Origin of the sequence: Microcoleus sp. B6-A1 (assembly GCF_036705085.1) — a bacterium.
Lineage (GTDB): Bacteria > Cyanobacteriota > Cyanobacteriia > Cyanobacteriales > Microcoleaceae > Microcoleus.
Map to the genome: position 1 here is coordinate 1 of NZ_JAUBTU010000143.1, position 12,247 is coordinate 12,247.

At 46.9% G+C, this 12,247-nt stretch carries 14 protein-coding genes; 8 read left to right on the forward strand and 6 right to left on the reverse strand.

Annotation, left to right across the window (positions count from 1 at the left end; all coding sequences use genetic code 11):
- Positions 1-102 precede the first annotated feature (102 nt).
- A complete protein-coding gene (locus QUB11_RS29895; protein ID WP_333257858.1) occupies positions 103-264 on the forward strand; it encodes a hypothetical protein in 162 nt (53 codons plus the stop codon).
- A 296-nt stretch (positions 265-560) separates the two neighbouring features.
- Here the strand turns inward: QUB11_RS29895 and QUB11_RS29900 are convergent, their stop codons facing one another.
- Together QUB11_RS29900 and QUB11_RS29905 are read right to left on the reverse strand one after the other, a co-directional pair.
- Positions 561-1,925: a DUF4912 domain-containing protein gene (locus tag QUB11_RS29900; RefSeq protein WP_333207238.1), complete on the reverse strand. Its 1,365-nt coding sequence runs from the start codon at positions 1,923-1,925 to the stop codon at positions 561-563.
- A 98-nt stretch (positions 1,926-2,023) separates the two neighbouring features.
- Entirely contained in the window at positions 2,024-2,287 is a 264-nt protein-coding gene (locus tag QUB11_RS29905; protein WP_333207239.1) for a hypothetical protein, read from the reverse strand.
- Between the two features lie 203 nt (positions 2,288-2,490).
- Between QUB11_RS29905 and QUB11_RS29910 the strand changes: the two genes are divergently transcribed.
- Together QUB11_RS29910 and cysS are read left to right on the forward strand one after the other, a co-directional pair.
- Positions 2,491-2,613 (forward strand): hypothetical protein, encoded by a 123-nt coding sequence (locus QUB11_RS29910; RefSeq protein WP_333207240.1) that lies wholly within the window; start codon positions 2,491-2,493, stop codon positions 2,611-2,613.
- A 103-nt stretch (positions 2,614-2,716) separates the two neighbouring features.
- The gene (cysS, locus tag QUB11_RS29915) at positions 2,717-4,288 is read left to right on the forward strand and encodes a cysteine--tRNA ligase (RefSeq protein WP_333207241.1); all 1,572 of its coding nucleotides are present in this window, start codon (positions 2,717-2,719) and stop codon (positions 4,286-4,288) included.
- 51 nt (positions 4,289-4,339) lie between these two features.
- On the opposite strand, the gene QUB11_RS29920 is transcribed toward cysS, so the two are convergent.
- Entirely contained in the window at positions 4,340-4,528 is a 189-nt protein-coding gene (locus QUB11_RS29920) for a DUF433 domain-containing protein (protein ID WP_333207242.1), read from the reverse strand.
- 112 nt (positions 4,529-4,640) lie between these two features.
- Here QUB11_RS29920 and QUB11_RS29925 point away from each other — a divergent pair, with 112 nt between their 5' ends.
- Complete coding sequence (locus QUB11_RS29925) at positions 4,641-4,868, forward strand: hypothetical protein (protein ID WP_333207243.1); 228 nt, start codon at positions 4,641-4,643, stop codon at positions 4,866-4,868.
- A complete protein-coding gene (locus QUB11_RS29930; protein ID WP_333207244.1) occupies positions 4,865-5,149 on the forward strand; it encodes a type II toxin-antitoxin system mRNA interferase toxin, RelE/StbE family in 285 nt (94 codons plus the stop codon). The genes QUB11_RS29925 and QUB11_RS29930 overlap by 4 nt, the downstream gene beginning before the upstream one ends.
- 40 nt (positions 5,150-5,189) lie before the next feature.
- Here the strand turns inward: QUB11_RS29930 and QUB11_RS29935 are convergent, their stop codons facing one another.
- Positions 5,190-6,146: an alpha/beta fold hydrolase gene (locus tag QUB11_RS29935; protein ID WP_333207245.1), complete on the reverse strand. Its 957-nt coding sequence runs from the start codon at positions 6,144-6,146 to the stop codon at positions 5,190-5,192.
- A 17-nt stretch (positions 6,147-6,163) separates the two neighbouring features.
- Positions 6,164-6,487: a helix-turn-helix transcriptional regulator gene (locus QUB11_RS29940; RefSeq protein WP_333207246.1), complete on the reverse strand. Its 324-nt coding sequence runs from the start codon at positions 6,485-6,487 to the stop codon at positions 6,164-6,166.
- Positions 6,488-6,567: 80 nt separating this feature from the next.
- Between QUB11_RS29940 and QUB11_RS29945 the strand changes: the two genes are divergently transcribed.
- The gene (locus QUB11_RS29945; protein ID WP_333207247.1) at positions 6,568-7,680 is read left to right on the forward strand and encodes an AI-2E family transporter; all 1,113 of its coding nucleotides are present in this window, start codon (positions 6,568-6,570) and stop codon (positions 7,678-7,680) included.
- 417 nt (positions 7,681-8,097) lie between these two features.
- Here QUB11_RS29945 and QUB11_RS29950 read toward each other — a convergent pair whose 3' ends face one another.
- Entirely contained in the window at positions 8,098-9,033 is a 936-nt protein-coding gene (locus tag QUB11_RS29950) for an OmpA family protein (RefSeq protein WP_333207248.1), read from the reverse strand.
- 239 nt (positions 9,034-9,272) lie between these two features.
- On the opposite strand from QUB11_RS29950, the gene QUB11_RS29955 reads away from it, so the two are divergent.
- Together QUB11_RS29955 and QUB11_RS29960 are read left to right on the forward strand one after the other, a co-directional pair.
- Positions 9,273-9,944 (forward strand): hypothetical protein, encoded by a 672-nt coding sequence (locus tag QUB11_RS29955; RefSeq protein WP_333056017.1) that lies wholly within the window; start codon positions 9,273-9,275, stop codon positions 9,942-9,944.
- Between the two features lie 5 nt (positions 9,945-9,949).
- Positions 9,950-12,025 carry an abortive infection protein gene (locus QUB11_RS29960; RefSeq protein WP_333207249.1) on the forward strand — a complete coding sequence of 692 codons (2,076 nt, stop codon included), beginning with the start codon at positions 9,950-9,952 and terminating at the stop codon, positions 12,023-12,025.
- Positions 12,026-12,247 lie beyond the last annotated feature (222 nt).

Genomic DNA, 12,247 nt, shown 5'->3' on the forward strand with positions numbered 1-12,247 from the left:
TGATTTTAAATCACCCTAACCTTCCTTCAGTCTTGTCTTATGGTACTCTGGCTGCTTAAAAACTGTCCGGAGTATTGGTCTAATATAGCAGTTGTCAACCGGATGAAACTCACATCTTGCACCATTGTCAAGGACAGGCAAGATGCCTGTTCCACAATGAAATTCATCTCTTGTGGAACAGGCATCTTGCCTGTTCCTAAACAAGTAATTGAGAATTGTGCAATATCTCAGATGAAACAAAGTAGGGACTTAGGCTGGGCATAAGTCCCTACAGATGCTCGCATACAATCTATATTTATCCCTACTTTTAAGCATTGGTATAACTTTTGTCGATCACCCGATCCGCGAGCTATTCTGGTCTAAAAAGTCAGTTTCTGAGTAAGTCCTAAACACAAAAAACACCGCTCCTCAAAACAGGAGAACGGTGTATAGGGGGTGTTATGGGTTGTTGTCTGGGATTAACCTTAACAAATCACGATCGACTGAGGCTATGCCTTGTGATGGTTCAAAAATTGGCACAAACCTGAATGATAGCCCGCAGATCGATCGACCGCGAGCGATTAGCCCAACCATTCCACAACAGCATCCTGCTTGGTATTGGTGCGGCGTTCTGGGGTTTCGCGGTTGAATTTTAAGTGGATGGCGCGGTTTTGTTCGCCGTCTGCTGCTACTGCAAAAATCGGATAGTCGATTAAGCCGTCTTGGAAGGACATTTGGAAGCGGAAAGTGCCGTCAGCATTGAGTTTAATCGGCTGTCCGCCTACGTAGACGGTAGCGTCGGGTTCGGTGGCGCCGTAAACGATCAGTTCGGCATCAGCAACTAACCAGAACTGGCGGGGGCGCATCGGGGCGGCGAAGCCAACTCCCGACATACCAACACCGGACATACCGAAACCGGACATCGTGAGGCCGGACATACCGACACCCGACATGGTGAGGCCGGACATACCGACACCCGACGCGGTGAGGCCGGACATACCGACACCCGACGCGGTGAGGCCGGACATGGTGGGAGCCGCCCACATTCCGACGCCGGAGGGGAACACGTAGGAACTGAGAGCTTGTTCGTGGATGCCGACTTGCTGGACGGAACCGGCGACGTGCTGCATGGAACCGAAAATAGAACCGGCTACGCGCAGGGATTCGGCAGATTCTGCCATGCCGAAGATTTGTTCGTAGATAGCGTTTTCGGTGCTGTAACCGAAGCCATTGGCTGCTTGTGCCATTTTCTTGGCCGGAGGAACCAGTTCGGCGAAGGTTTTGCCTTGCAACTCTTCTTCCCAATCGAGGGTGATGAATTGGTCTTCAATCCAGTCGCTGGGATAGACGGGAGGAACCCGGACTTCGGCTGATCGAGCTAATACCAGCCAGCGGCCGTCTGCACAGCGGTAGCCGATGTCGATCGCGTAGTCCCGATCGCTCACGGGGATTGGCACGTACCATTCCCGCGCCAATTCGTCGCAGGGATATTCTTGAATGCTGTGCGGGCTTTGAATGTCGAGGTTAACATCTGTAACGTCGTAGATCCGCAGGGCGAGTTGCTGTCCTCCTTGGCGACGCAATTCTTCTTTGCGATCGTTGGGAATGTCCCAGTAAGTGTAGGCCCATTCTGGGTCGCGGGGCATTAACACAACCCGGCTTTCGCCGTAGCCGTTGGGCAAATCTGCTAAACCTTCATCTACAGACGACAAAGAACCGCCTGTTCTATCTTCTTGACCGAGTTCAAACTTTGCTGCTTCCACTGCTTCTTGTGCCTCTAGTTTGCGAGATGGGCTGTAGGAAAATTTGGTGCGCTGAATTTCTTGAATTGATGCCAGGAGTTGCGATTTCCGCATCCGGCTGTAGCGAGAGACTCCACATTCGCTAGCAACTCTGCGGAGTTGTCGCAAAGTCATCTCTTCTAATGGTGGGCGTTCTTTTGCCATGAGTTGGTTCTCCACTAATTTAGGATGGCGGGTTAGATTTTTCCTTTCAACACAAATGTGTTGACTTTTTGAGTTAGAAACTCTTTTAAATCTACATATTATCGAGCTTCCAAATCTCTCCAACCTTTGAAGCCTTGCTTGTTTTTAGCTTGTCTTGTCCCCCATGCGATCGGGGGTTTTGACTTTTTGGCTTCTGCGCGCACCGTTCGATCTAAATAAAGCTTTATCTGTCGATTCTTGATTGACAAGATCGATTTTGTGAGTGCGATCGGTGCTGCTAGCAACGCTGTGCTTGCAGCACACGCGCTATTCGACTCCCAGGGCTGCTTAATCCAAGCATTTCTTTGGGATCGTTTTGTCATGACTCAATGTTGCAGACAACTTGCGATCGGGTCAAGGGGTCTTTTCCCTCAATCCTGGGTACTTATACGCATTTTCGTGATTTTGGGGATCACTTTGTCAGGGAATCTTGACAATTAAGCACTTGTGGGGATCGTCAGGGAAACAATTGTCAACATTCCCTGACATGAATTAGATGTGAGATTGAGTCGGCCAGGGCGGTACTATGGATAGAGGAGATTTAGTACAAAATTTGGTAGGCTGGCAGTTGGGCGATACTCTTGTGCGAGCTTCGCTAACGGGCGATCGCAACTACAAACCAACATTCCTCAACCCAAAAATGGTTTGACGCGCTACTGATACAGATAAGGTGGGCACTGCACACCCTACACATAGAGGTTCTGCGTAAATCTTGTAAAATCTAAAATCTAAAATCTAAAATCTAAAATCGAATGACTCTAACGCTTTACAACAGCTTGACCCGTCGCGAATCACCTTTTGATCCCCTCGAACCAGGAAAGGTGCGGATGTATTGCTGCGGCGTTACGGTGTACGATTACTGCCATGTCGGCCACGCCCGCGCTTACATTGTCTGGGACATGGTGCGGCGTTATCTGATGTGGCGGGGATACGATGTGCGCTACGTGCAGAATTTTACAGATATTGACGACAAAATTCTCGATCGCGCCCGCGAAACCAATTCCACAATGGAAGCCGTGGCAGAACGCTTCATCGATGAATATTTCGTAGATATGGACAAGCTGAATATTCTCAGGGCCGATGAATATCCCCGCGCCACCCATACAATCGACGGCATTAAACGGCTGATTCACGAATTAGAAAATAAAGGTTATGCCTATGCTTCCGGCGGCGACGTTTACTACAAGGTGAGGCAGTTTGCCGATTACGGAAAACTTTCCGGCCGCAAGTTGGAAGAAATGCAGGCCGGGGCTAGCGGTAGATTGGAAACTGCAGAAATAGAAGCTCAAAAAAAGCAAGATTCCTCTGATTTTGCCCTGTGGAAAAGCGCTAAACCGGGAGAACCTGCTTGGGATTCATCTTGGGGAAAAGGTCGCCCAGGATGGCACATCGAATGTTCGGCGATGGTGCGCGATTGCTTGGGCGAAACTATTGATATTCACTGCGGCGGTTCCGATTTAACTTTTCCGCACCACGAAAACGAAATTGCTCAATCTGAAGCCGCGACTGGCAAGTCACTGGCTAATTATTGGATGCACAATGCTTTTGTGACTGTCAATGGCAAAAAGATGTCCAAATCTTTGCACAATTTTATTACAATTCGCGATTTGTTGGAGGGGAATTGGTCGGGCGATTTGGAATCTAACCCCCCCCAGCCCCCCCTTGGTAAGGGGGGGAGTAAGAATGAAGACTCCCTTGGTAAGGGGGGGAGTAAGAAGGAAGGAAGCGAGAAGTCAAAAGCGGTGGAACCGATGGCGGTGAGGCTGTTTGTGTTGATGGCGCAGTACCGCAGTCAAATTGATTTTACCGAAGAGGCGATCGCTAATGCTCGAAATGGCTGGAATACCATCAATGAAGGTTTGCTGTTTGGCCTCCGATACGGTTCTCAACTGAATTGGGACGTTGAGAAAACTGGACAGGATGGCAAAGCTGTGCAGGAATTCCAATCAGCGATGGATAATGATTTCAATACTCCCGGCGCTGTGACGGTTTTGTTTGAATTGGCTAAGGAATTGGGCAAGGAAGGTAATGTTTTAGTGCATCAAGGCAAAACAGAAACTTCGCCGGAATTGTTGCAGCAAAAATGGGTGACTTTGGTGACTTTGGCGGGGGTTTTGGGTTTAGAAGTTCAGCCGGAAGGTGACAGCAATGATGCTGTTGATGGTTTGAGTGATGGGGAGATTGAGGTGATGATTCAGCAGCGGAAAGATGCCCGGAAAGCTAGGGATTTTGCTGAGGGCGATCGCATTCGCAACGAACTCAAGGACAAGGGAATTACTTTAATAGATCAAAAAGATGGTACAACAATTTGGCACCGCAGTTAAAACCAAATTCATAGTTGGAGGAGGCAGACTTCGCTTGACTCTTAAGCGATTTCAATCGCGGAATTCTAAACACGCTCTAATGTCTTCCTCCGTCAACTCTGGAAAGTCGTCCATAATCTGTGCATGAGACATTCCCGCAGCCAGCCAACCCAACACATCATAAACGGTAATTCGCATTCGCCTGATGCAAGGCTTTCCACTGCGTTTACCTGCTTCAATCGTAATGATGTTGTCGCCCATGACAAAACCGAGTTTAGTACATTTTTTTTAAGTGTAGCCTAGTCTTTGAATAAGCGATACAATTTACTCAACTTCGCAATTTGTTCAACCTTAGAGCTAATAGCCTAACTCTATGAATACCCTCGACCAAGTGCTAGAAACTGCTTTACAACTGTCCTACGAACAGCAGGAAATGCTGATAAAAATCCTGCAAAACCGTCACCGCGAGAGTGTCCGCGCGGAAATAGCTGCTGATGCTCAACAAACCTTAGCTGATTTCCGTACAGGCAAATTTCGACAGCAGTCAGCCGAGGATGTTATTGCAACATTACGCCAGTCTTTGGACGAGCCGGAAGCATGAGACAACTGGTTCTGACTCCCAAATTCAAACGAGCATTTCGCAAGTTGGTCAAACGAAATCCTGAGCTCCAGCAACGTATTGAAGAATCTCTTCAACAAATGGAAGCAGATGTATTTTTTCCCAACCTAGGTACCCACAAACTAGGCGGCAAACTCGACGGTCTTCAGTCCTGCTCTTGCGGCTATGATTGTCGTATCGTGTTCTCGATAGAAGAGGATACGGAAACAAATACTGAAGTCATTGTTTTACTCGACATAGGCACACATGATGAGGTCTATTAACTGTGTCAGTTATTATTAGACCGCAACTTCAGAAAGAGATTTAATTTTTATTTAACTTATCCACAAACTCGGCAACTGCCGCGACAAATTCTGCGGTTGATTCATAGGGTAAAACATTGCGCCCCGGCATTAATAAACCTTCCGCATTGGGAAAATAAGCTAAATATTGCGCTAATCTTTCATCCGGTTTCTCTTCCTTACCCGCTTGACTGATGCTGGAGGCTTTTTCTCCCATCACAATGAGTGCGGGTCGATCGAACTTTTGAATCGTGTTACTATAATCCTGGCGCCAAAACCCCGCTAAAAACGAGAAAACCGCGTGACGGCTGTCAGGATTGGCCGCCCCAGCCTGCAAAGCATCCAACCATTCGCTGTCAACTTGAGCAGCATCGCCAAACAGTTGTTTCACAGAAAAAGAACGCAAAAACTCACCGCGTCTGGCGTAGCGGTAAAAAGCATTTCCCAGGGGAGAATTTAACAAATTCCAGACAATCCTTTGCTGTCTTTCTGTCGAATGTTTGTTCATTACCGCCCAAGCTGGAGGCCCGGCGAGAACTAAGCCGCGAATTAAATTTGAGCCGCTTTCCTGCTGCATTTTTGCTAAAGCCAAGCCTACAGACAGTAAAGCACCTTGCACGAGGACGATCGCAGGTTTTTTGACTACAGTTTCCAAGAAATACTGCAACTGTGCGGCCCAATCGTCAGGATAGCAAGCCACAGCCGGCATTTCGCAATCGCCGCAGCCCAAAAGGTCGGGATTGTAAATCGGATTACTGTTCCCTGCTTTGTACCAACTCTCACAAAATCTATGCCAAAAGATTCTTGACAAACCAACTCCTATCGGATGAATTAATAACAAAGGGATGCTATCTTCTGTCGCAGTAGTTGGTTGATAAACATCGTAAGCACAGCGATAATTTTGCCATTCGTAAAACAGAGTTGGTGATTTTATAGACGACATGGTGGAAAAATCTTGGGTGGAATATTTTGGCTGCATATTAATGTTTTAATTGATCATATACTATGGGCTACCACAATGTGAGTTTTAGCTTGAACATTTGGTGGCGAGTGGGCAATACGAATCTCTACATTGCTGCCGAGTGCGTTGAGAAAACGAAATAGGCGTTCTGTAGAGAAGTCGGATAATTTACCGCGCATTAGTGCTAATATCTTGGGTCGATCGATTCCTAAGAGCTTTTCTGCTTCAGTCTGGCTTAGTTGGCGTTCGGAAATTAACTCACTGATTTGATGAGCTAGTTGTGCCTTAATCAATAATTCATCAGGATTGGGGATCCCTAAGTCAGCAAAGACATTTCCACTGCTTGAATGCACTTTCATAATCTTAATTGTAACTTATATCATATCGTTTATTATAAAATCAAGGGTGAGACGATCGCCAAAAATATAATTACTTAATCATGTCAGAACAGCGGATAACCATTTCTTTACCTAACTTGCTGCTAATTGTAGCATCGTCCTTGCTGCTAGTGCTGCTGTGGCAATTGCGGAGCCTGCTAGTAATTCTGATGATATCAGTTGTGCTGGCCGCATCGATCGTCCCGATCGTGAATTGGGCCCAAACGATGCGGGTTCCCCGCTGGCTGGCGGTGATTATGGTTTATTTAACTCTCATCGGCGGATTTAGCGGGACGGTAGTGTTAATCGGGCCCACGGTCATCGAACAAATAGAGTTACTGCTGCGGCAGTTACCCGTTTATGTCGAAAGCCTGGAAACCTTAGCAACTAATTTATTGAGTCGGCTAACCGACGATGCCCCTGCCTTAGTAGGTCAGTTGGTGGACACTCAATCGCTGACTAATTGGCTGATTCGATCGAGTCAACAACTGGTTTTGCGATCGTACAGTTTAACAAGAGGCATTCTAGGCGGTTTCTTCAGCCTAGTTTTAGCATTATTTATTTCAGGTTACATGGTTGCGGACAGCGACACATTAATCAAAAGTTTGGTGCAATTTTTCCCTAAACCTTGGGATACAAGATTAGCTGCACAAGCCGCGCCAATCGGTCAAAGAATGGGGAGTTATATTCGCGGGCGAGTGTTAGTTTCGGGCATTTTAGGGATATTTATTACCACTGGTTTGAGCATTTTGGGAATGCCGGAATTTGCTTTAGGCTTGGGTGCGATCGCAGGTGTTACCAACTTGATTCCGTTCATCGGCCCAGTGTTGGGAGCAGTACCAGCATTAATCGTAGCATTAGCTAAAGGTGGCTGGGTACTTTTGTGGGTATTACTGTTATTTGTAATCATCCAGAATTTAGAAACTTACGTCCTCGATCCTTTGCTGGTTGGCTCATCGGTTGGTGTGCATCCCTTATATCAATTGCTGTCTGTATTGGGAGGCGTTCAAGTATTAGGAATTATTGGAGCTGTAATTGTGCCACCTTGGTTTGCGGGAGTGGCAGCTTTGATTGAAAACTTGTATTTAAAACCGAAACTTAGGAGCGAACATCGAGAAGCAATAGATCAGGCTAAAAATAATTCTGACTTGCCACCTCTTACACCTTCGGCGTGACAGCAGGGGAGAAGAGGAGAAGGGGAGAAGTGGAGAAAAGGAGAAGGGGAGTAGGGAATTGAAACATACAATTTATATCGTTTCTGTTGGCATCGGAATAATAATTTTCGGAGTTCAGCGCTTACGTGACCGATCGCGGGGACACTCGTACTTGGGTATAATTCCGTAGTTGCCAGGTTTGATCTTAAATTCACAACAGCAATTTTAACATCCCAGAAGCCGTTCGATATCAAATCCGTTGGCATCGGAATTATTCATCTCTCTCTTCTCTTCCTCTGCGTCCTCTGTGTCCTCTGCGGTTAAATAATTCCGGTTCAACCGGATGTGATATGACTCCAATTATTCGATCGCTACCATTGACACTTCAACAGTATCTACAAGTCTGCCGACTAATGACTGATTACTGAACACTAAAAACTAAGGACTAATTGCCACTTCAATGCGGCGGTTGCGCTGCCGATTAGTATCCGAACTATTATCCACCGAAGGGCGACTTTCCCCATAGCCGATCGCCACCCAATGATACTTCTGACCGAGTACGCCCGACAAATACTGCACCACAGCCTGAGCCCGGGCAAACGACACATTGCGATTATCCGCCGCTTCCCCCGCGTCGTCAGTGTGGCCCGCAACCCGCACAGTTGCCCCCTCGTGATTGCTCAACTCCGCCACCAAATTGTCCAAAATCGCACTTGTTCCCGCGCGCAAAGAAATGCTGCCAGTATCAAACAAAACATCGCTAGGCAGAGTCACCATCAGCCCATCCCCCCCAAACACCGGATTATTGGCATTCTGTGGGGCAGTATTCACCGTTTCAGGGTTCAGACTGGGGCTGCTGCCGATCGCCGGTAAAGCAGGAACAGGACTTGCCGCCGTTTCCGGCCCCGCCAATTCCCGCGACATCAACTGCAAACGCTTTTCCAAAGTTTCCGTCGGGCGGCTGCTGCCCAACTGACTCTCCAAAGCCGCCGTGCGACCAATCAGCGCGTTGAGTTCGCCCTGCAACTGTCTCAAATCCGACTGCAATTTCTCTCTCTGGGCAGGACTGACTGTTGACTGGGGACTTGGTGTAGCGGTTGGTGGCGGGAGCGCCGGAATTGGCGTTGCTGGGGCGCGTTTCGGGCTGGAGGTCAAATTTTGAGTTACACGCAGCAATCTCTCTGCCAGCGGCATCTCCGTCGCGCCTGACGGAGAAATTTGAGCGATCGCCATCCCCAAAACCCACGCAAAACCGCTGCCCACCCCCAGCAGCAGCAGTCGAAAAATCAGCGACAGTATAAGCAAACCTTTTCCCCGCGACTTGGAGACGCGAGTGGGGGGGATTGAAGGTTTTTGGTTAAAGGATCGCGTCATATTTCATCCCTCTCGGTGTACAGACCACATTAATTTCGATACTATCTTACCTATCCGATTTGAGATTTGAGATTTGAGATTTGAGATTTGTCCTCCAATCTAAAATCTCAAAAAGAAACCCGGTTTATATAAATCTGTGGTTTGGTGGCACGCAACGGACTAGAAACCAGGTTTCTAGTCCGTTGCGTGCCAGCCTGAATCTGTTGGATAATTCAGTAAAACTTTTGGAAAAAAAACCGATGACTGACCCTTTAAATAGCCCTTATCCCGTTCCTTGGGAATGGATTAGTGCCACTCATGCTAAAGTGAGCTCCACTGCCGGCACAGGCCTCCGCTATTATCGCAGTCCATCCCTAGTATCAACTAACGGCCAATACGCAGCTTACAGTCGAATTGAGTTGCAAGTACAGCCGGAATTCTCCCGATGTCGGGTTAGCAGCGTCATGTTTGTGGAAAATCTCAAAACCGGGGAACTGCAAACAGTGGCGGCTGCTTCGCCCCTGGCCGAAAGTGGGATGTATGCTAGCGATGATACAGATATGTCCGGGACGATCGCCATTTTAGTGCCTGTTTCTTGGAATCAAGACGGTTCCCGCATTCTCGCCCGCGAATTTGAAGCACTTTTCAACTCTTCCGATATGTCCGACTACGGTGTCATTTGGGACAAAAATGATAATTACACTTATACCGTTGCTCCTGCTCGCAGTCTTTACACTCATGCTGTATTGTTGGGTTGGAGTCAAGTTTGTCCCGGAAAAGTTCTGTTCCGCGCAGGCAATTTGGGCGATCGATCTTGGCCTCTTTGTGCAGTTGATATGACAGGGCAAACGGTAGCAGTCACCGAGGACAAACCCTTAGTTTTCGGCAGTCAAGCCAGCACAGACTGGATCGAACCTAAAACTCGTTTTTAGACATTATGGCGGCATTTCCTTGGATCGGGCCAACCATTTTTTTACTGTCAGGTCAGTCTTTCAACCAATTCATTTTGGTACTTGGGCTGATTATTTTAACTGTTGTTTGTGGTTTAACAGCGTTTATTTTTATTCGCATTTTCCTCAATTGGTTGCAGGCAAAATTAGAGAGCAATCACCTATTTAGACGCTCGTTTACAAGAAACACTGGTCATTTAACCGCTAATATTTCACAACCTGAAAAAGTTTTTTTAGAACCCAGATTTGTAGAAAGTGACGGCAATTTAACTGCCACTATTTTTGGAGGCAAAAGCGATATTTCAACAGCGCTTGAGCCGGAGATAATCTGCGAAAATTCAGCATCAGTTGCCTATCTCTACAAGCCGATCGCTCTTTGGCACGGGCGCTTAATTTTGCCCTCAAACGAACAGCGCCAGCCCTACGGGACAATTTTTTTTGAAGTAATAAATGCCCCCAAAAAGTATAAAAGTTTTATTGGCAAAACAGCATTTTTGAAATGGAGTACAAATCGCGAAGTACAGTTTTTTGTCCACGCAGTCAGTCAAGATATAAACTTCACACAAGAAACTAAAAAAAGCCAAAAATCTGGCAATATCCATCCAGATAGATTGAACGGCTGGCGAAATGTAGGCCCTTTAGAAACTCTAGCAGGCAGCAGACTCGAAGACAGCGTGACTGTGATGCTGCGGAGGCCGGTGATTGCGATTCATTATAGCAGCAGCGATCGCCAGGAACTCACGATCGATCGCGAACCAGTACAAATTATCGGACGTTTCTGCGCCTTAGTCACAATTTTACAGCGAAAAGAAGCCGACAGCGACAAATTTATTGTCCGGCATTTCAACAAAACATCTCAACAATTTGACGGCGCAGCAGAAATTATTCGGATTCCACAAGTACAGCCAGACAAACATGGCGTAGCGAGGTCTACCAATCACCTAATCGAACAATCGCCATTAAATCCAGACGGCTGGTATATTTACGGCAAAAGAGACGAAGACAGTATATTTGTAGTGGAGGCAATCGAACCCCGCAAAATTGCCCAATTAATCCCAGATGAAACACATTTCGGACTAAAAAAATCTCTCGCTTATTTAAGCACCAAAAATTGGGAAAATACACCAGCCCAAAAAGGGCAAGCAAAAATAGTATTGTTAACCCCAAATGATGCTACAGAAAACGCTTCAATCTCTCCTTGGCAAGAAGGAGATATCGGGATAGTGATTCACAGTTTCGGGGGTATCGGCGGCAAAAAAGGCGAACGGCAACCCCTGGGAATTGTCACCGGACATTTTGCTTTTGGAGTAGCAAAAGTAGTGCGCGATCGCTTTACCAGCGAACTGCGTTTTGACATAGAATACAAACAAGTTTACGCCCACAATCCCGACGGAATTGTTGCTGGTTCCAGCAAATGGCAAAGCTACATGGGAGACTTGCAGCGCGGCTGGTTGGGCGATCGCCCGGTTTGCGATATCATCTGTAAATTAGACTGCGTGTGTTGCGACTACGATTTTGACGGCATCACCTTGTCACCTTTAACCGAATTAAACCAGCAACTAGATATCATGATGGCCCGCTACCGCAGCGGAGACGGCACCGGGGGAAGTTTAGTCACGCCAGCAACTTCTTGTGTCCAAGATTCAAGTCAGGCAATTTACGCCACAATTAAAAAAATCACTTCCGAAATAGAGTCAAATCCTCAGATTCAAGACTGGCTGAAAACACATCCCACCGACGCACAAACCCAAAGATTTCACCAATTAGTAGCTTTAGGAGAGAGTTTAGAAAAAGTATTAATGCCCCTCGGAATTGTTCGTCCAGATTGGCGGAAAAATTCGACATTGGCGGGGATTGATGCGGAACTGAAAAAAACCTTTTTTGCAGGTATAGCAACCATGATAAAAACTGCTATTAGTTACCGAACAATGCTGCCGAGGCGAACCCAAGATGAAATAGCCAAAGTTTTATTAAAACAAGGAGCTTTTTTGTGGATAATTCGCACAAATCAAGTCGGAGGATTTGACCCAGACATTAAGCCGATCGCACCAACAGGCTTTTGAATCAGCAATCAGTTTGTCGATGATTCGGCGATTGAAATCGCTACTAGAAAAACTAAGTCTGCCTCCGCAGACTAAGAGATTGATATCATGTCCGGTCAATTACCCTGATTCCTGTAGGGGCGGGTTCACCAACAATATTGGCTAAAAACCCACATTCCGCACCCCCAACTGGCACATACGCGGATTGAGGAAGTAAAAGTGAATCATCGGAGATAATAATGA

Bases quoted from the DNA above. Each gene is read 5' to 3' on its own strand.
- QUB11_RS29895 (WP_333257858.1), top strand. From the start codon at position 103: ATGAAACTCACATCTTGCACCATTGTCAAGGACAGGCAAGATGCCTGT.
- QUB11_RS29900 (WP_333207238.1), bottom strand. From the start codon at position 1,925: ATGGCAAAAGAACGCCCACCATTAGAAGAGATGACTTTGCGACAACTC.
- QUB11_RS29905 (WP_333207239.1), bottom strand. From the start codon at position 2,287: ATGACAAAACGATCCCAAAGAAATGCTTGGATTAAGCAGCCCTGGGAG.
- QUB11_RS29910 (WP_333207240.1), top strand. From the start codon at position 2,491: ATGGATAGAGGAGATTTAGTACAAAATTTGGTAGGCTGGCAGTTGGGC.
- cysS (WP_333207241.1), top strand. From the start codon at position 2,717: ATGACTCTAACGCTTTACAACAGCTTGACCCGTCGCGAATCACCTTTT.
- QUB11_RS29920 (WP_333207242.1), bottom strand. From the start codon at position 4,528: ATGGGCGACAACATCATTACGATTGAAGCAGGTAAACGCAGTGGAAAG.
- QUB11_RS29925 (WP_333207243.1), top strand. From the start codon at position 4,641: ATGAATACCCTCGACCAAGTGCTAGAAACTGCTTTACAACTGTCCTAC.
- QUB11_RS29930 (WP_333207244.1), top strand. From the start codon at position 4,865: ATGAGACAACTGGTTCTGACTCCCAAATTCAAACGAGCATTTCGCAAG.
- QUB11_RS29935 (WP_333207245.1), bottom strand. From the start codon at position 6,146: ATGCAGCCAAAATATTCCACCCAAGATTTTTCCACCATGTCGTCTATA.
- QUB11_RS29940 (WP_333207246.1), bottom strand. From the start codon at position 6,487: ATGAAAGTGCATTCAAGCAGTGGAAATGTCTTTGCTGACTTAGGGATC.
- QUB11_RS29945 (WP_333207247.1), top strand. From the start codon at position 6,568: ATGTCAGAACAGCGGATAACCATTTCTTTACCTAACTTGCTGCTAATT.
- QUB11_RS29950 (WP_333207248.1), bottom strand. From the start codon at position 9,033: ATGACGCGATCCTTTAACCAAAAACCTTCAATCCCCCCCACTCGCGTC.
- QUB11_RS29955 (WP_333056017.1), top strand. From the start codon at position 9,273: ATGACTGACCCTTTAAATAGCCCTTATCCCGTTCCTTGGGAATGGATT.
- QUB11_RS29960 (WP_333207249.1), top strand. From the start codon at position 9,950: ATGGCGGCATTTCCTTGGATCGGGCCAACCATTTTTTTACTGTCAGGT.